This is a genomic window from Bacillus xiamenensis (assembly GCF_001857925.1).
Lineage (GTDB): Bacteria > Bacillota > Bacilli > Bacillales > Bacillaceae > Bacillus > Bacillus xiamenensis.
In genome coordinates this window covers 358,896-376,089 of the sequence record NZ_CP017786.1, presented here as the reverse complement: position 1 = coordinate 376,089, position 17,194 = coordinate 358,896, and the positions used below count along the sequence as shown (strand labels likewise).

The window sequence follows — 17,194 nt, the reverse complement described above, 5'->3', positions numbered from 1 at the left end:
TCCTACTGAATGCTGGTTTTTTATTTCCATTATATAACTGGCTAAATTGCGCGTGATGTTCGCAATCTATAGATAAGAGGTGAACGAGACGTGCTGGATGTGTTATGGAAAGCGATTGTTATGCTGCTAGTTGGAACCTTGCTGCTAAGAATAGCAGGGCCGAAATCCATTAGTCAATTGACGGTACAACAAACCGTTATTATGATTTCGATTGGGTCGATTATTATCCAACCCTTCATAGAACATAATTTACTTGAGACCATCTATGCAGCCGCCATTTTTATTGTGGCACTTGTGGTCATGGAAAAGTTGTCAATCCAATTTGATTTCTTTGAAAAATTGGTTTCAGGGAAGTCTGTGGTGATATTACAGGATGGAGAAATGCTTGATCACAAGCTGAAAAAAACGCGGCTTACAAGGGATCAATTCAAAATGCGCTTAAAGCAGCAGGGCATCACAGATATCTGCAGTCTCAAAAAAGCCACGCTAGAAGCTAATGGGCAAATCGGCTATGAATTAAAACCTGAAGAAAAACCAGTAACAGTCAGGGAAATGAAAGAGATGTTTGACCAATTAAAAGAAGAATTAAACATGCCAAAAAAGGACTGATTTCAGATGAAAAGAAAAGCAGCGAAAAATGAAGCACTAACAAATAATATGACGCCTACAGAAAGCATGGCGCATGATCAAGGCCAAACCCAATATGACGAGCAATCAAAAGATCGTCAGGCGAACCGAAATTCTCACCAAGGGAAACAAGGGGGAGCATCTCGTGACTAAAAAGCATGTGAAAAGCAAGGATATGAAAGATCATAAAAAACCGATGAACCCAGATATTTTAGAAGAAGAATTTGGCAGCGAGCTGGGAGATGTAAACAGCAGCAAATGGATCGAGACCCTTATGAAGCCTAAAAAAGATGCGGAATGTCATACTGAACAACAGAACAAGGAATAGAAAAAAACGCTCCTCATAGGGATCAGCGTGTAGACAAACGCTCGCATTCTTTGTCAGTCCTGCGGGTCGGTGCTCGTCCTTCCTAGACTTCAAAGGTTTTCATGTCACGCTGAAAAAAAGACAAAGGGCTCAAATAAAGTTCATTTTAGCCCTTTGTCAACAATCTGAACGCTCCTCATAGGGATCGTTTTTTTCTATTTGATATAGCTGTTTTGTCTGCCAGTGACCGTTCGCATCAGGTTGGTCATTTTGAGCTCGATGACTGGCTGTGCAACAGTTTTAACAAATGTACTAGACAGGGTAAAGGTTAAGAGGATCGTCAGCAGCAAGAGCAGCAATACACTTGCCGTATTGAGCGCCCAATCATCAAACCAAGTCGTTCTTAAAAGCTTAATCGCAAAGCCATGTAATAAATAGACATATAACGTTCTCGTGCCCCATTTCGTAAAGAAGAACCGGCGTGTTGGGACTAGCGCAAAGAAACTAAAGGTAGCAGCAAATGCAAGTAAATACCATGCCATTCGTTTCATAGCTGCAACGAGTCCTTCATCTCCAAGGGAAGAGTACGACTGGGACCCAAATAAGAAGGAATAATCGAATTCATAAAAATAGCAAAACATGAACACGGCCATCAGCACAAGAAGTGCGGTCACTTTTCCTTGACTTGTTCGAATGAATTCAAAGTGCTGTCTCTTTAAATAAAAGCCCGCCAAAAACATAGGCAAAAAGACAAGCGTACGCGATAAGCTAAGTGTATTGCTTATGCTGTCCACGTAACCAGCAAGTATGGCAATTGATAAACTGACGATCATCGCCCAGTGGAACGGCAGCTTTGAAAAAGGAATGAGCAGCAAATTCCAAAAAAATAAGCTAATTAAAAACCATAAAGACCATTGTGGATCCATCGGATTTAAGTTAGACATGCTTTGATCCTGTAAGAAATAATAATACACAGAATAGATGACCTGGAAAATCAAATAGGGGATGATCAGCTTAACGGCAACTTTTTTCATAAAACCTGGTTTTCTAAAGCCTTTTGCAAAGAAGCCGGAAACCAATATAAAAGCCGGCATATGGAATGTATAAATAAACTTGTATAAGTAGAGCATCCAATCATTATCATGAATGAATGACCGTAACAAATGACCAAAAACAACTAGAAAAATCAGAAGAAATTTCGCATTATCAAAATAACTATCTCGTGAGGATGCCATAACATCACCTTTCCTGCTTCGTTTCAAACATAAACGTTCTATGTGCACTATTCCCTCATTTGCCCCATTTTAAAATACATTTCGGCTCCTTTCTCTATTTGATGTGAAATTGTAGAACGGTTGTAAAAGAAGCGTAAGAAAAGAGAATCATGATACAATCGTGTCATCCAAATGAAACAAACTGAACAAACCTCGTGTAAAAAGTTATCTTTTTTTATGAGTCGAATGAAGGAACAATGAAAATATTGTAGAAATATTGTAGAGGAATGAGGCTGGAAAAGGAGTGTAAGAGAATGACTGAAACGCTCGATGGCAAACAAGTAGCTGCCGCAGAAGATATCAGAAAATTAGAAAAAGAGAACGAATATTTACGAAATGAATTAATGCAGCAGAAGATGCTGTTAAATAAGACGTTAGATGCCATTTTTATATTTGATCAGCACCTCAACATTATCCAAGCCAACGAAGCGACGTGCAGGCTTGTACAGACACCGAAAGAAGACCTCCTCAACAAATCCGTTCTAGATTTCTTATACGGCATCCCCAAAAACAAAATTGAATGCTCACTTGAGATTTTTTTTCGAAAAGGAACATTAAAACGAGAGATCTCCATTCAGCTTGAAAATGGAGAGACAAAATATATTGAATTTATGGCAGAGCATGATGCAGTAAATCAACAATATTTTGTGGTCATGCGTGATATTTCTTCAAAGAAAATATTAGAGCGAGAACGTTCAATGAATGAGCAGTTGTTCAAAGATTTGTTTGATCGAGCGATTGATGGTATGGTCATTTTTGATCAAGATGGCTGTATGATTGACGCCAATCACTCCTTTTGTCAGAGCTTTGAACTTCAAAAGACAGATTTAACAGACCGCTATTTAAATGAATTTGTTGAACAAGAGAATCTTCCAGCCCTGCATCAGCTGTTAACGTCACTGAAAGAAACGGGGAAAGCAAAGGGAGAGCTGCCTGTTACCCTTCAATCTGGGAGGCATAAATTATTTGAACTGACCATTACATCAAATGTGATGAGCGGTTTTTATATGTCCATCATGCGTGATATTACAGAAAAACGATTAATGGAAGAAAAGCTGCTAAAAAGTGAAGAACGTTTTAGAGAAATATTCGAAAATGCGATGGATGCGATCATCATCTGGGCGGATGATGGAGAAATTGTAAGGGCCAATGAATCAGCCTGCCGAATCTTTGAATTACCAATGCATCAGCTGATTGGCAAGAATCTCATCGACTTTCTAGTCAAATCTGATAGAAGATACCGGCCTACAAGAAGGCGATATATGAGGAATCTTGAGATAAGAGAAGAACTCCTTTTTAGAATGGCGAATGGCCAATTTAAAGAGCTTGAATTCACTTCAAAGCATGCGGTATTAGAAGGACAGCACTTAACCATTTTACGTAATGTCAGTGACAGAAAACGAATGGAAGAAGAGTTGCGAGAAAGTGAGCTCAAATTCCGTAAAGTATTTAATGGCTCAATGGATGGCATTGTTCTTTTCGATAATCAATACCGAATTATTGATGTGAACCCTTCTGCAAGCGAACTGCTTGGACTACATGATGATCATTTAACGGAAATGAATCTTTTTCATATCCTTGCGCCCTATCAAATTGAGAATTTGGCACAGCCAGCTCAGGCGATGTCGTTAGATGAGATGGACAATGAAGTGCCATTTGTGCTGAACCATCCAGATCAGCGCATCTTGGAATTTTCCTTTAAACGTAATATTATTCATAATATGAATTTGGCGATCTTTAGAGATGTGACCGAACGCAAGGAATTAGAAGATCGGGTGAGGAAATCAGATACGCTTCATGTGGTCGGAGAGCTTGCTGCTGGAATTGCGCATGAAATTAGAAATCCAATGACGGCTTTAAAAGGCTTCATTCAGCTCTTGAAAGGGAACATTGAAGGTGAGTATTCGCTCTATTTCAATGTCATCACATCAGAGCTAAAAAGAATCGAATCGATCATTACAGAATTTTTAATTTTGGCGAAGCCGCAAGCCATCGTGTATGAAGAAAAAGATGTGGTGCAAATTGTAAAAGACACGATGGATCTTCTTCACGCACAGGCCAATCTTGGCAATGTGCAAATGCACCTGAATGTATTGGATGATATTCCGCTCATCTACTGTGAACAAAACCAATTAAAGCAGGTGTTTATTAACATTTTAAAAAATGCGATTGAAGTGATGCCTCGGAAAGGAAATGTATATGTGAGCATTAAGCGGAAGGGCGAGGAGCATATTGTCATCTCCCTTCGTGATGAAGGCTGCGGCATGGCAGAGGATAAACTAAAGCGTCTCGGAGAACCATTTTATACAACAAAGGAAAGAGGGACTGGACTTGGCTTAATGGTCAGTTATAAAATTATTGAAGAGCACCAAGGAACGATTGAAGTAGAAAGTGAAGAAGGCGTGGGGACAGTGTTCCATCTCACGCTTCCACTCAGGCAGCAGAAACAAGAAGGGGAGCTTTAATGTGTATTATACAGTCTATAGCGCACCAATCGGGGCATTATACATACTAGAGAAAGACGGTGTCATCATCGAAGTGATGTTTGATGATGAGCCGTTTTTGGCCAAAAAGCAGGCAGCGCATCTAAAAAAAGAGGATACGTCTGTATTACGAGAAGCAAAAAAACAGCTTGATGAGTATTTTAAAGGCGATCGTAAAGGATTCGATCTTCCTCTCAAACAAGCAGGCTCTCCATTTCAAGAGCAAGTGTGGGAGGCACTTTCCGCTATTCCGTATGGTGAATCAAAAAGCTATGCAGATATTGCAGAAGCGATCGGCAATCCAAAGGCAGTCAGAGCCATTGGACAAGCCAACAGGCGTAATGCCTTGCCTATTTTCATTCCGTGTCACCGGGTCATTGGAAAAGACCGGTCTCTAACGGGGTACGCAGGGACAAAGACGGAAATGAAAGCGGCCCTGCTAGAATTAGAAGGCATCCCATTTGTTCAAAAATAAACCGATTGACCTGTTCCAAATGTTTGGTGAGCGACATATCCTTTTATTAAGCTAAAAAAGTTGGTTGAGGGAAAAAGGAGGCCGCTGGCATGTTTTGGGGCAAAAAGAATAAAACGTACGCCGTCACATCACTATGTGTCAAAATGAACGTGTTGACAGAGGAACAGAAAAAAGACATATTAGCCAAAACGATTGGAACAAAAAAGCGCGATGCTCTTAAATGATAAGAACACGGCGCTTTTGTTATATCAGCGTGAAATGCTTTCAGAGAATAGCGCATCAATCTCTTCTGTATAGTTGGAAGTGATGATGCCTTTTTCTGTAATGATGCCTGAAATGAGATGGTGGGGAGTGACGTCAAAGGCCGGATTAAATACCTGAACATCAGGAGGCGCAATTTGGATACCGTTTAATTCCTTTACTTCCTGCGGGTCACGTTCTTCAATCGGAATATCTGCCCCGTCCAGTGTCGACACATCAAAGGTCGAAAGAGGTGCTGCCACAAAAAATGGAATTTGAAAGTGTTTAGCCAAAACAGCTAGACCTAGCGTTCCAATTTTATTTGCTGTATCACCATTTCTAGCGATTCGATCTGCCCCAACAATGACAGCAGAAATTTGTTTTTCTTTCATCGTATGGGCGGCCATGTTATCTGTGATGAGTGTCACATCTACACCGCCCTGCATCAATTCCCATGTCGTCAGGCGAGCGCCTTGAAGGACAGGGCGTGTTTCACATGCATAAATGTGAAGGTCGAGGTTTTTCTTTTTGGCTAAATAAAAGGGAGCAAGCGCTGTTCCGTACCGGCTCGTTGCAATGGAGCCTGCGTTACAAATGGTCATAATTCGATCACCAGATTTAAAGAGCTGGAGAGCATTTTGACCGATTTGACGGCATGTTTCTTCATCTTCGATTTGAATTTGAATGGCTTCATGGACAAGGTCTGTTTTGGCAGCATTCACCGAAGCAGCACGTTCAATACGCTGAAAAAGCCGTTCTAATGCCCAGGCGAGGTTCACAGCGGTTGGACGGGCACTGTTTAAATATTCTTTTAGACGGGCGACTTCTTGTTTAAACACATCAATGTCCTCTGTATCAATCTCTTGGGCACTAAGCGCCAGCCCAAATGCCGCTGTAATGCCTATAGCAGGTGCTCCGCGTACTTTTAACGTCACAATTGCATCATACACATCTTCTTTTGTATATAAATGCTCAAACACGGTTTCAGCCGGTAATTTTTGCTGATTCAAAATGTTGATACGGTTTTCTTCCCATTCGACGGAACGGGGAACTTCAAATTCTTTAGACAAAACTCGTCACTCCTTTACAGTTTGCTGGAATAATGCGACGAGGTCAGACGCTGTTTCCACTGCATGATATTGTTTGATGAATGTTTTTCCGAGCGTAATTGCTACTTTTTTCTGATGAAGCCTTCTCGAATGTGATGGAATTGCATCAAGATCAGCCGCATTAGCAAGACCGATGGTTCGGCGAACAAGCTCACAGCCGGCAAAGCCTGCCGCTTCTTTTAAAATACGCTCTAAGGTTGCTTCCAAAAAGCTGTCCGATACACTATACGCTTCAATGCTGTCTTCTTTCCAGGCTTTTGTGAATACTTCTTTGAATGTTGCCCACACATTGACGACATGGTCAAAAAGATGCTGCTGCATCTGTTCATTCTCATGAGATAAAGCATTTATGAAGAGATTGGCTATAAAGTGACCGATATCGAATCCAAATGGACCGTAAAAAGCGAATTCTGGATCAATGATTTTCGTTTCCGTTTCGTTTGCAAAAATACTTCCTGAATGAAGATCGCCATGAACCAGTGTTTCAGCCGATGTTAAGAAGATATGCTTTAGCTCTGCTGCTTTTGCTTGCAGTTCAAGGTCAGCCCACAGCGCTTTTGCCTCTTCTTTTAATTCCTCTTCGAAGTCATTTGTTTCACTATCAAAGAAAGGATCTGTGAAGACGAGTTTTTCTGTGATGTCACAGAGATCAGGGTTCGTAAACTGCTTCACGAATTGTTTTTTAATTTTAGGATTTGTGGCAAAGTCAGATGTGTAAAATAACGTTTTGCCTAAAAATTCACCGACATGATCTGATAAATACGGATAATGTTTTCCGGCAATTAGCCCTTTTCTGACGATTTCAAGGTGTGATAGATCCTCCATTGCTGTCACCGCAAGAGCTGTATCTGAATAATAGACTTCTGGTACAAGGTGCGGTACATATTCTGACTGCTTGATGAGTGCTGCACTTTCGATTCTTGCGCGGTCTAATGTGAGAGGCCAGCTTTCCCCAACGACCTTTGCATAGGGAAGAGCTTGCTTAATAATCAGCCCTTTTTCGCGTTTGTGATCAAAAATATGAAAGACGTAATTTAAATTCCCGTCACCGATTTCGGTACATGTCAAATGACTGCTTTCTTGGATTAATCCAAGTCTAATGGCCAGTGCGACTGCCGAACTCTCTGTTAATTCTTCATATGATGCCGTAAGTGTAACCAATTGCTTCCCCTCCAAATCATATAAAAAAGCCTCTTTCTCCTGAGAGAAAGAGGCTTGATCGCGTGTATGCTCGAAGCCTCTCTTATCTCTCAGCACATACGTCTGATGGAATTAGCACCGTGCCCTATAAGACAATTGTCTTGGCGCTGTACTTGCTGCGCCCCACTTCACAGTGGTATTAACGGTCGGTTGCTGTTGGGGTCAAAAGGCCAAATCCCTCGCCCAACTCTCGATAAGAGAAATCAATATGTAATTGTTTCATGTCTGCATGCATTTCTTAATTTAAGATATTATCAGAGCCACGCATCACATGTCAATCTTTTTTCAAAATTGCTTTACAATTCATAAAACAATCCATTACAGTGATTGTATTGTCACGTAACTTGAATAGAAGGTGAAGAAATGGAATTCCAGCAATCAGATGTATTGAAACAATTACCGAAACAGTTTTTTGCGTCGCTTGTTCAAAAAGTGCAGAAAAAAGTGAAGGAAGGGGCAGATGTCATTAATTTAGGCCAGGGAAATCCTGATCAGCCCACCCCGCCGCATATTGTAAAAGCGATGCAAGAAGCGGTAGCAAAGCCCGAAAATCATCAATATTCCTCATTTCGCGGAACGGCAAAACTAAAAAAGGCAGCCGCAGTTTTTTACGAAAGAGAATATGGCGTCTCACTTGATCCGAAGACGGAAATTGCCATCTTATTTGGGGGGAAAGCGGGACTAGTCGAGCTACCGCAATGCTTACTTAATCCAGGTGATACGCTGCTTGTCCCAGATCCAGGTTATCCTGATTACTGGTCGGGTGCCGTGCTTGCTGGAGCTCACATGGTGACCATGCCGCTTCTTGAAAAAAATAATTTTTTACCTGACTACAATCGACTGTCTGAGGATGATAAGAAAAAGGCAAAATTGATGTACTTAAATTACCCAAATAATCCTACTGGTGCGACTGCAAGCCGGACTTTTTTTGAGGAAACTGTTACGTTTGCGAATGAACACAAAATGTGTGTTGTGCATGATTTTGCTTATGGAGGCATTGGATTTGACGGCGAAAAGCCGATCAGCTTTCTGCAAATAGATGGGGCGAAAGAGACTGGCATTGAAATTTACACATTGTCCAAAACGTATAATATGGCCGGCTGGAGAGTCGGTTTTGCAGTAGGGAATGCCTCTGTCATCGAAGCCATTGAGCTTTATCAGGATCATCTGTTTGTGTCGCTGTTTAAAGCGACTCAAGATGCTGCGGCGGAAGCACTTTTAAGCGATCAAACGTGTGTACGGGTGCAAAATGACCGGTACGAAAAAAGGCGGAACACTTGGATTCATGCATGTAAAGAGATTGGATGGGACGTAAGCGCACCAAAGGGATCATTTTTTGCCTGGTTAAAGGTGCCTGAAGGGTATACATCTGAAACCTTTTCTGATGTATTATTAGAGAAAGCACATGTTGTCGTTGCGCCGGGAAATGGCTTTGGCGCTCACGGTGAAGGCTATGTCAGAGTCGGTCTTTTAACAAGTGAGGAGCGGTTAAAAGAAGCCGCTGAACGCATCGCTGCATTGCAGCTGTTTGAAAAAAAGCCATTGACAACGTAAAAAAATGGTGCGATAATTCAGGCAATATTTAAGAAAATTGAATATTCTTATCAAGAGTAGGCAGAGGGACTAGCCCAATGAAGCCCGGCAACCGACTTCCATGAAGCACGGTGCTAATTCTTGCAGCAAGCGCTGAGAGATAAGATTCGGATGAATGAGACGAAACCTCTTTAATGCGCTGACAAAGCACTTAAAGAGGTTTTTTTACTGACCATATACAGGACGCAATCGAAAGGGGATTCCTAGTGAGTGAATTACTGGCAACATACGTATTAACACATCGAGCGGATGAACAAATAGACCGAAAAGCGGAGCAGATCGCACTTGGATTAACGGTCGGATCATGGACGGACTTGCCGCAGCTCAAAAAGGAGCAGCTGAAGAAACATAAAGGCCGCGTGGTGAGCGTAAAGGAAAAGGCTGCCGCAGTTGATGGCTTGTATCAATCAGAGGTGACAATTGCTTATCCTGAGGCTAACTTTTCAGCTGATCTACCCGCCGTTTTAACGACGATTTTCGGAAAGCTTTCACTAGATGGGAAAGTAAAGCTTGTTGACATCGCATTTTCAGAAGGGTTTAAAAGAAGTCTGCCTGGACCGGCATTTGGAATTGAGGGGATACGAAAGAAGGTAAATGTGTTTGATCGACCGCTGTTGATGAGTATTTTTAAAGGCGTGATCGGCCGTGATATGGCGGATTTAAAAGAACAGCTCCGTTTACAGGCTTTAGGTGGTGTTGACTTCATCAAAGATGACGAGATTTTATTTGAAAGTCCATTAGCCCCCTTTGAAGACCGAATCAAAGAAGGAAAAAAGATATTAAAAGAAACATATGAACAGACAGGACATCGCACGCTGTACGCAGTTAATTTAACTGGCAGAACCTTTGACCTGAAAGATCGAGCAAGAAAGGCAGCTGAACTCGGAGCTGATGCGCTTTTATTCAACGTCTTTGCCTATGGACTTGATGTGATGCAAAGCTTAGCTGAGGACCCAGAGATTCCATTGCCGATCATGGCACATCCAGCAGTGAGCGGCGCATTTACATCTTCTCCTGATTATGGATTCTCGCATTCTCTTCTTTTAGGCAAATTAAATCGTTATGCTGGCGCTGATTTAAGTCTTTTTCCCTCTCCTTATGGGTCAGTTGCACTTCCGAAAAATGATGCCCATGGTATCTATGAAGCTTGCGTGAAAGAAGATGCGGTTCAAAAAACGTTCCCTGTCCCATCAGCAGGCATTCATCCTGGAATGGTTCCGGTATTGATCAAAGATTTTGGACGCGATCATGTGATTAACGCAGGTGGAGGAATTCACGGACATCCGCGGGGAGCCATCGGCGGCGGAAAGGCATTTCGCTCTATCATAGATGCGGTGATCAAAGAAGAATCCATCCAAGAACAAGCATCATCTTGCCAAGACTTAAAAGCAGCACTTGATCTTTGGGGAAGGGTAGCAGAATAAATGAAAAAACCAATTGTATGTTGTGATTTTGATGGAACGATTACGAAAAATGATAATATCATCCGCATCATGAAGCACTTTGCCCCAAGTGAATGGACGAAGCTGAAGGAGGGTGTTCTGTCAAAAGAGATCACGATTCAAGAAGGCGTCGGACAGATGTTTCAATTACTGACGAGTGATCAGAAGGATGCCATTCAGTCGTTTATTTTAGAAGATACAGAGATTCGGGAAGGATTCGAACAATTTGTCGATTATGTCAAAAAAGCAGACATTCCTTTTTATGTTTTAAGCGGCGGTATGGACTTTTTTGTCTATCCAATACTCGAAGGCATTGTAGATCAAGAGAAGATTTATTGCAATCATGCATCATTTAAAGAAGACCATATTCAAGTTGAATGGCCGCATGCCTGCGATTCAGAGTGTCACAATGGCTGTGGCTGCTGCAAACCTTCGATTATTCGAGAGCTGACGAAGGAAGATGACTTCATTATCATGATTGGAGATTCAGTCACTGACGTTGAGGCAGCAAAACATGCAGATCTCACGTTTGCGCGTGACTATTTACTGAATGAATGTAAAGAGCTTGGACTCGTGCATAAAGAGTATGAAACTTTCATTGATCTAAAAGCGCAATTTGTTCAAATAAAGGAAGTGAAGGAATGGGAGACGCAAAGAGTAAACGCTGGCAGGAGCTAGCAGACATCAAACGTGAACTGGCACAAAGAGACTGGTTTTACGGAACAAGCGGCAATCTATCGATTAAAGTGTCGGATGATCCAATCACGTTTTTGGTGACGGCAAGCGGCAAAGATAAACGAAAAGAAACAGACGAAGATTTTGTACTTGTGAATGCAGCAGGTCAGCCTGATGATCCGAATCAGCCGCTTAGACCTTCAGCTGAAACACTGCTTCATACATACGTGTATGAGCGGACGAAAGCAGGCTGCTGTCTTCATGTCCACACAATTGATAATAATGTCATGTCTGAGCTGTATGGGGATAAAGGAGACATTCGTTTTAAAGGCAACGAAATCATCAAAGCCCTTGGTTATTGGGAAGAGGATGCTGAAGTGGTTCTTCCCATTATTGAAAACCCAGCTCATATTCCGCATCTTGCAGAACAATTTGCAACGCACTTGACAGAAGGGGCGGAATCCGGTGCAGTCCTCATTCGTAATCATGGCATCACCGTTTGGGGGAAAACAGCATTTGAAGCAAAACGAGTCTTAGAGGCTTATGAATTTTTATTTAGCTATCATTTGAAATTAGCGCTTTATCAAAAGCAGCTGGTCAGATAAAAAGGAGGAAAAACATATGGCGACAATTTATATTCATAATGAAGAAAACACGTTACTTGAGAACGAACAAGAGGTAGCAGCGTATTTAGAACAACAAGGGGTCATTTATGAGCATTGGGATATTGAAAAATTACCAAATCGATTATCAGAAAAGTATGATTTAACAGATGATGAAAAAGAAGAAATTTTAACTGTTTTCCAAGAGGAAATTCAAAGTATATCTGAACGAAGAGGGTACAAAGCGCAGGATGTGATTTCATTATCAGATGCGACACCAAATCTTGATGAACTGCTCCAAAACTTTAAACGTGAGCACCATCATACAGATGACGAAGTAAGATTTATCGTGAGTGGTCATGGAATCTTTGCTATTCAAGGCAAAGATGGCATCTTTTTTGATGTAAGATTGAATCCAGGAGATTTAATTTCTGTGCCTCCGAATATTCGTCACTACTTTACACTTCAAGAAGATCGTAAAGTAGTCGCAGTTCGCATATTTGTCACAACTGAGGGCTGGGTACCGATTTACGAGGAAGAAACGGTTTAATAGAAGGAGCTGATCATTCGCACGGGCGGAAGATCAGCTTTTTTTAGGAAAAAAGACATAAAATGAGAGAGAAAATAGTTGATTTTGGTCTTCTGCATAGGATAAAATTCTGTTTAATCAATGTGTCAGTCCTGTCCAAATTTGAAGTTTACCCCCAGATATGATTGGGTAAAAGGTCTTTAGACTGTAAAAAATTAAATAAAATAAGCATATTTAATTTAATTTACAAATAAAGTATAATTTTGGTGTCGGATCATTTAGAGCGTAGACAGACGAATTCATTGCGGGAGCTGAGATCATGAATATTTATATACGGAAAGAACAGCTGTTGATGTCAATTGATGAAAAGAGAAAACAAATGGTAGAAGCGGCTCAAGTAGAAGGGTATACAGGTGAGACGACAATTAAATATAGTCAAGAACTGGACAACTTGATGAATGAGTATCAGCACCTTCTTTTTCATGAAAAACAGTCTGTTGCATCCTTTCATGACCTTGTGTCTCAAATGAGTCTCCTGTCTGTGAATCGTCCCTCTTATTGACATGTAAAAACCGGTCTTGCATAAGCAAAACCGGCATCATGTCTCAATGATTAGTGTGCGGAAGGAAGCGTGATGATCACGGTTGTTCCTTTATTCATTTCGCTTTGAATATCAATTGTTCCGCCATACATCGAAATGATTCGTTTACACACAACAAGCCCAAGACCTGTTCCTTTTTCCTTCGTTGTAATAAAAGGGAGGAAGATATGTTTTAGCATTTCTTCTGGTATGCCTTCCCCTGTATCTTTCACTTTAATGATGACCTGTTCTTTTTCAGCCTCAATCACAATCTTCAAATGACCGCCGTTTGGCATCGCTTCTAATGAGTTTTTCGCTACATTTAATACGACTTGTTTAATGTGATCCTTCGTGCAATACACGCCAACATCTTGAATGGTGTTGATTTGCAAATCAACCTCGACATTATAAAGATTCGCCTCAGAAAAAACGATTGGCATGATCTCACTTATAATTTCTTTCACCGAATTATTTTGCCACTTTTCTGCCGTTGGTTTTCCTAACACAAGAAACTCACTGACGATTTGATTAATCCGTTTAATTTCTTCCTCTATGACAGAAAAATAGAGCTGATCTTCTTCTGAACGATACTTCTTTTGCAAAAGCTGGATAAACCCGCTGATGCCTGTTAATGGGTTGCGAATTTCGTGAGCCGTACTTGCTGCGAGTGTGCCAATTAATTCAAGCTTCTGTGCTTCATTTTGATGGCGTTCCTGCTGGGTTTGGCGTCTTAAAATGATATATTGGACTAGCGTGAATAAAATATTTAATAGAATAAATGCACTGGATAAAGGAAACAGCATCACTGACAGCACTTCACTTGTTGTCGCACGCTGCGGAAAAACCTCAAGCTTCCAGCTGTTTTCATCTAAATATGTAGACACGGTGCTGCCACTTTCAGATGCTGGCTGCGGACCACTCGTAAACACAACGTGTCCATTTTGATTCAGCATCTTAAAATGAAGCTCTGGGTTCAATACATTCATAATATTTTTTAAATAATCAATTTGAATAGCGGCGACTAGTACATTGGTGACTTCTTCATCTTCATTCAAAACAGGGACACAAATGGAGAGAATCCGCTGATTTGTAATACGGCTTACATAATTATCTGTAATGACGGTTTGCTTTGTGACTTGAATGCGCTTAAAGTAATCTCTGAATGAAAGGTTGATTTTTTCTTTTAGCGGTGTGGTACTGGCTGTTACATTTCCTTTTTTGTCTAGGAGATACAGGCCTGAAAAACGAGGTTCTTGTTTATAGATTTTCTCTAGGATGTTTTGTACTTTTTTCGTCTCAAGCGGCTGGTCAAATCCCATGGCAAGGGAAGTTAATCTCGCCTCTGTTTCACTTATTAAATAATTCATTTGGTTTTTGTGAATATTTAACATAAGTGTAGCAGTTTGTTTGTTTTTTAAATCGATTTTTTCAGTTTCTTTTTCGTAGATAAAATAACTAATGATTAGGGTTGGAATCATGACCAAAATAAGGTACAGCTTGATCTTCTTCCAAAGCCCTTTCAATATACTCATCATTCATCGCTCCAACGTATTACCTAATATACTCATCATTCATCGCTCCAACGTATTACCTAATAGACTTATTATAGCATTGAACCTATCTTTATTACGATGACTTGTGTGATTTTTAAAAAATTAGGTGATTCGTTCTGGTCTCATTTTCATGCTAAAGGTAGATCAAGATGTTGACATTTTACTTATTGTTTATTAATGTCACATTAGTAGGTTGCATTTCATAAAGGATGATAAAAAAATGGAAAATCATAATGTTGAGAAATCTTTGAAATTATTTATTGTATTATCACGAGCCTATCGCTCCATTAATCATCACATGAACAAACATATTGTGAAGCACGGTCTGAATCCGACTGAATTTGCTGTACTAGAATTGCTATATCATAAAGGTGATCAGCCGCTTCAGCAAATCGGTGATAAGATCTTACTTGCAAGCGGAAGCATCACGTATGTGGTTGATAAATTGGAGAAAAAAGAACTCCTAAGTCGAAAAGCTTGTGCAGAAGACCGCAGGGTGACATTTGCGCATATTACAGAGCAGGGACGAGCTTTGCTTGATGACATCTTCCCTGATCATGCGAAAGAAATTCATGAGATGATCAGTGTGCTCAGTGAAGAAGAAAAGGATGCCTGCATCGATATGCTCAAACATGTAGGGCTGCGTGCCAAGCATTTATATGATCATAAAGAATAAACACATAAAAAAGGAAGCCGCTGGCTTCCTTTCAGCGTGTAGGCAAACCCTCGCATTCTTTGTCAGTCCTGCGTGCCGGTGCTCACGAATGTTAAATTCGCTCCGCTCCGGTACTCGTCCTTCCTAGACTGCAAAGGTTTTCAGTTCACGCTGTAAAGAAGACAAAGGGCTAAAATAAAATTCATTTTAGCCCTTTGTCAACAATCTGAAAGGAAGCCGCTGGCTTCCTTTTTTATTTTGATTTTTTCTCAATTGGTAAAATAAGTACTTCCACGCGTCTGTTTTTACTTCTGCCTTCCGCTGTATCGTTTGAGGCGATCGGTTTGAATTCGCCGTAACCTTTTGTACTAAAGTTCTCTTGATTTAGATCTTTGTTCTCAAGCAAAATATTTAAAAAGTTGACCGCACGAATGGCGCTTAAATACCAGTTTGATTCAAATTCTGAATTTCGAATAGGCACATTATCTGTATGTCCGCTAATGACGATGTCACGAGCGGGATTAATGACGAGCAGTTTTGAAATTTCTTTTGCTAACGGGACATCCTGCGGGCGGATAACCGCTCGCCCAGAATCAAAGAAGATGCTGTCTTCAATCGTAATGAGCAGGCCTTCATCCGTCAGCTTTGTTTCGAGCTTTGAGCCAAGCTTTTTCTCTGCAATGAACGAATCGACTTGCTTTTTGACCTTTGTTAAAACCGCTTGATCTCGAGCTTTTGCTTTCGCTTCTTCATCATCTTCTGCTGATTCTTCCGTTTGATCGCTGTTTTCAGTTTCCTCTGTGCTCTCCAGGCTTGATTGGTCCATCACGCCGGTGCCGCCAGTAAAAACAACATTAAAAGACTTGGCCATCTGTTCATATTTTGCCACATCAATAGAACTTGAGGCAAAGAGCACAATGAATAGGGCGAGAAGAAGCGTCAGAAGATCGGCATAAGGGATCAGCCAAGACTCATCTACATGGTCATCATGATCATGTTGTTTCCGTTTCCTAGCCATTCTGTTTTTCTCCTTCTTCAATGACAAGATTTGCTCGTTCTTTAGCTGGTAAGTACATGAGAAGCTTTTGTTCAATGACCTTTGGAGACTGACCTTCAAGGACAGAAAGAATACCTTCAATCATGATGAGACGAAGCTTTACTTCTTCCTTTGATTTACGCTTCAGCTTGTTGGCAAATGGATGCCATAAAACATACCCTGTAAAAATCCCAAGCAAAGTGGCAACGAAGGCAGCGCTGATCGCATGTCCAAGTGCTTCAATATCTCCCATGTTTGCAAGTGCGGCAATGAGTCCGACAACGGCGCCAAGTACACCAAGCGTTGGAGCATAGGTGCCTGCTTGTGTAAAGATAAGTGCACCTGACTGATGTCTCTCCGACATTGCATCGACTTCTTCTGTTAATACGTCTCGAATAAATTCTGCACTTTGACCATCTACTGCCATGCTTAAACCGTTCTTTAGAAAATCGTCATCGACTTCCTCAAGATTTGCCTCTAATGCCAAAAGACCTTCACGACGAGCAATTTGTGCCCAGTTTGAAAATAGAGGAATCATTTCTTGTATCGTTGGCAGCTTGCTGTCTTTGAAAATTTTGCCGAATAATTTTGGTGTTTTCTTAATTTCAGTAGATGGGAAGGCAATGACAACAGCTGAAATTGTCCCAACAACAATGATTAAAATAGCCGCCGGGTTGATAAGAGCGGTTAGACTCACACCTTTCAAAACCATACCGACACTTAGTGCAATAAATGCTAAAATAATACCAATTAACGATGTTTTGTCCATTATCTCACCAAATCCTTTAACTATCTTTTTCTATAGTTAATATCG

The 17,194-nt window shown here is 40.9% G+C and carries 19 protein-coding genes and 2 riboswitches; of the genes, 13 read left to right on the top strand and 6 right to left on the bottom strand.

The features are described 5' to 3' along the window. The first annotated feature begins 90 nt into the window (after nt 1-90). The 3 genes from BK049_RS01835 to BK049_RS01830 are packed head-to-tail and all read left to right on the top strand — an operon-like array spanning nt 91 to nt 955. On the top strand, nt 91-609 hold the full coding sequence (locus BK049_RS01835) for a DUF421 domain-containing protein (RefSeq protein WP_008361375.1): 519 nt from the start codon (nt 91-93) through the stop codon (nt 607-609). Nucleotides 610-615: 6 nt separating this feature from the next. Next, nucleotides 616-780 carry a hypothetical protein gene (locus BK049_RS19445; RefSeq protein ID WP_008361377.1) on the top strand — a complete coding sequence of 55 codons (165 nt, stop codon included), beginning with the start codon at nt 616-618 and terminating at the stop codon, nt 778-780. Then, nucleotides 773-955 (top strand): hypothetical protein, encoded by a 183-nt coding sequence (locus tag BK049_RS01830; RefSeq protein ID WP_071167718.1) that lies wholly within the window; start codon nt 773-775, stop codon nt 953-955. The genes BK049_RS19445 and BK049_RS01830 overlap by 8 nt, the downstream gene beginning before the upstream one ends. 194 nt (nt 956-1,149) lie before the next feature. On the opposite strand, the gene BK049_RS01825 is transcribed toward BK049_RS01830, so the two are convergent. Continuing rightward, on the bottom strand, nt 1,150-2,169 hold the full coding sequence (locus tag BK049_RS01825) for an acyltransferase family protein (RefSeq protein WP_071167717.1): 1,020 nt from the start codon (nt 2,167-2,169) through the stop codon (nt 1,150-1,152). 293 nt (nt 2,170-2,462) lie between these two features. On the opposite strand from BK049_RS01825, the gene BK049_RS01820 reads away from it, so the two are divergent. The 3 genes from BK049_RS01820 (at nt 2,463) to BK049_RS19930 (ending at nt 5,390) form a co-directional block, all read left to right on the top strand. Continuing rightward, nucleotides 2,463-4,673, top strand: a complete 2,211-nt coding sequence (locus BK049_RS01820; protein WP_008361470.1) for a PAS domain-containing sensor histidine kinase — start codon at nt 2,463-2,465, stop codon at nt 4,671-4,673. A gap of 1 nt (nt 4,674) precedes the next feature. Further along, on the top strand, nt 4,675-5,166 hold the full coding sequence (locus tag BK049_RS01815; RefSeq protein ID WP_008361472.1) for a methylated-DNA--[protein]-cysteine S-methyltransferase: 492 nt from the start codon (nt 4,675-4,677) through the stop codon (nt 5,164-5,166). A gap of 89 nt (nt 5,167-5,255) precedes the next feature. Continuing rightward, complete coding sequence (locus BK049_RS19930; protein WP_264431089.1) at nt 5,256-5,390, top strand: hypothetical protein; 135 nt, start codon at nt 5,256-5,258, stop codon at nt 5,388-5,390. A gap of 24 nt (nt 5,391-5,414) precedes the next feature. Here the strand turns inward: BK049_RS19930 and mtnA are convergent, their stop codons facing one another. Next, complete coding sequence (mtnA, locus tag BK049_RS01810; protein ID WP_008361474.1) at nt 5,415-6,476, bottom strand: S-methyl-5-thioribose-1-phosphate isomerase; 1,062 nt, start codon at nt 6,474-6,476, stop codon at nt 5,415-5,417. A gap of 6 nt (nt 6,477-6,482) precedes the next feature. Further along, nucleotides 6,483-7,676, bottom strand: a complete 1,194-nt coding sequence (gene mtnK, locus BK049_RS01805; RefSeq protein ID WP_071167716.1) for an S-methyl-5-thioribose kinase — start codon at nt 7,674-7,676, stop codon at nt 6,483-6,485. An 80-nt stretch (nt 7,677-7,756) separates the two neighbouring features. Continuing rightward, a riboswitch (SAM riboswitch) is annotated at nt 7,757-7,914 on the bottom strand. 164 nt (nt 7,915-8,078) lie between these two features. On the opposite strand from mtnK, the gene BK049_RS01800 reads away from it, so the two are divergent. The 6 genes from BK049_RS01800 (at nt 8,079) to BK049_RS01775 (ending at nt 13,118) form a co-directional block, all read left to right on the top strand. After that, nucleotides 8,079-9,269: a pyridoxal phosphate-dependent aminotransferase gene (locus BK049_RS01800; RefSeq protein ID WP_071167715.1), complete on the top strand. Its 1,191-nt coding sequence runs from the start codon at nt 8,079-8,081 to the stop codon at nt 9,267-9,269. A 44-nt stretch (nt 9,270-9,313) separates the two neighbouring features. Further along, nucleotides 9,314-9,415, top strand: a riboswitch (SAM riboswitch). A gap of 99 nt (nt 9,416-9,514) precedes the next feature. Beyond that, a complete protein-coding gene (gene mtnW / locus BK049_RS01795; protein ID WP_071167714.1) occupies nt 9,515-10,732 on the top strand; it encodes a 2,3-diketo-5-methylthiopentyl-1-phosphate enolase in 1,218 nt (405 codons plus the stop codon). Next, a complete protein-coding gene (locus BK049_RS01790; RefSeq protein ID WP_071167713.1) occupies nt 10,733-11,428 on the top strand; it encodes a 2-hydroxy-3-keto-5-methylthiopentenyl-1-phosphate phosphatase in 696 nt (231 codons plus the stop codon). It abuts the gene before it with no gap. Continuing rightward, nucleotides 11,392-12,030, top strand: coding sequence for a methylthioribulose 1-phosphate dehydratase (locus tag BK049_RS01785; RefSeq protein ID WP_071167712.1), 639 nt, complete (start codon nt 11,392-11,394; stop codon nt 12,028-12,030). Before BK049_RS01790 ends, BK049_RS01785 begins: the two co-directional genes overlap by 37 nt. Before the next feature lie 16 nt (nt 12,031-12,046). Then, nucleotides 12,047-12,577 carry a 1,2-dihydroxy-3-keto-5-methylthiopentene dioxygenase gene (locus tag BK049_RS01780; RefSeq protein ID WP_008361485.1) on the top strand — a complete coding sequence of 177 codons (531 nt, stop codon included), beginning with the start codon at nt 12,047-12,049 and terminating at the stop codon, nt 12,575-12,577. 298 nt (nt 12,578-12,875) lie between these two features. Then, nucleotides 12,876-13,118: an aspartyl-phosphate phosphatase Spo0E family protein gene (locus BK049_RS01775; protein WP_008361487.1), complete on the top strand. Its 243-nt coding sequence runs from the start codon at nt 12,876-12,878 to the stop codon at nt 13,116-13,118. A 50-nt stretch (nt 13,119-13,168) separates the two neighbouring features. Here BK049_RS01775 and BK049_RS01770 read toward each other — a convergent pair whose 3' ends face one another. After that, nucleotides 13,169-14,668 carry a sporulation kinase KinD gene (locus BK049_RS01770; RefSeq protein WP_071167711.1) on the bottom strand — a complete coding sequence of 500 codons (1,500 nt, stop codon included), beginning with the start codon at nt 14,666-14,668 and terminating at the stop codon, nt 13,169-13,171. 241 nt (nt 14,669-14,909) lie between these two features. On the opposite strand from BK049_RS01770, the gene mhqR reads away from it, so the two are divergent. After that, nucleotides 14,910-15,365, top strand: coding sequence for a MarR family transcriptional regulator MhqR (mhqR, locus tag BK049_RS01765; RefSeq protein WP_003211701.1), 456 nt, complete (start codon nt 14,910-14,912; stop codon nt 15,363-15,365). A gap of 232 nt (nt 15,366-15,597) precedes the next feature. On the opposite strand, the gene motB is transcribed toward mhqR, so the two are convergent. Beyond that, nucleotides 15,598-16,362 (bottom strand): flagellar motor protein MotB, encoded by a 765-nt coding sequence (motB, locus tag BK049_RS01760; protein ID WP_071167710.1) that lies wholly within the window; start codon nt 16,360-16,362, stop codon nt 15,598-15,600. Next, a complete protein-coding gene (gene motA, locus BK049_RS01755; protein ID WP_008361746.1) occupies nt 16,355-17,149 on the bottom strand; it encodes a flagellar motor stator protein MotA in 795 nt (264 codons plus the stop codon). Before motA ends, motB begins: the two co-directional genes overlap by 8 nt. Nucleotides 17,150-17,194: the final 45 nt, after the last annotated feature.

What these genes read in the sequence shown, in the direction of transcription:
- BK049_RS19445 (WP_008361377.1), top strand. Translation starts at nt 616, where the DNA reads ATGAAAAGAAAAGCAGCGAAAAATGAAGCACTAACAAATAATATGACG.
- motA (WP_008361746.1), bottom strand. Translation starts at nt 17,149, where the DNA reads ATGGACAAAACATCGTTAATTGGTATTATTTTAGCATTTATTGCACTA.
- BK049_RS19930 (WP_264431089.1), top strand. Translation starts at nt 5,256, where the DNA reads ATGTTTTGGGGCAAAAAGAATAAAACGTACGCCGTCACATCACTATGT.
- BK049_RS01770 (WP_071167711.1), bottom strand. Translation starts at nt 14,668, where the DNA reads ATGAGTATATTGAAAGGGCTTTGGAAGAAGATCAAGCTGTACCTTATT.
- BK049_RS01785 (WP_071167712.1), top strand. Translation starts at nt 11,392, where the DNA reads ATGGGAGACGCAAAGAGTAAACGCTGGCAGGAGCTAGCAGACATCAAA.
- BK049_RS01820 (WP_008361470.1), top strand. Translation starts at nt 2,463, where the DNA reads ATGACTGAAACGCTCGATGGCAAACAAGTAGCTGCCGCAGAAGATATC.
- motB (WP_071167710.1), bottom strand. Translation starts at nt 16,362, where the DNA reads ATGGCTAGGAAACGGAAACAACATGATCATGATGACCATGTAGATGAG.
- BK049_RS01775 (WP_008361487.1), top strand. Translation starts at nt 12,876, where the DNA reads ATGAATATTTATATACGGAAAGAACAGCTGTTGATGTCAATTGATGAA.
- BK049_RS01825 (WP_071167717.1), bottom strand. Translation starts at nt 2,169, where the DNA reads ATGGCATCCTCACGAGATAGTTATTTTGATAATGCGAAATTTCTTCTG.
- BK049_RS01780 (WP_008361485.1), top strand. Translation starts at nt 12,047, where the DNA reads ATGGCGACAATTTATATTCATAATGAAGAAAACACGTTACTTGAGAAC.
- BK049_RS01790 (WP_071167713.1), top strand. Translation starts at nt 10,733, where the DNA reads ATGAAAAAACCAATTGTATGTTGTGATTTTGATGGAACGATTACGAAA.
- BK049_RS01800 (WP_071167715.1), top strand. Translation starts at nt 8,079, where the DNA reads ATGGAATTCCAGCAATCAGATGTATTGAAACAATTACCGAAACAGTTT.
- mhqR (WP_003211701.1), top strand. Translation starts at nt 14,910, where the DNA reads ATGGAAAATCATAATGTTGAGAAATCTTTGAAATTATTTATTGTATTA.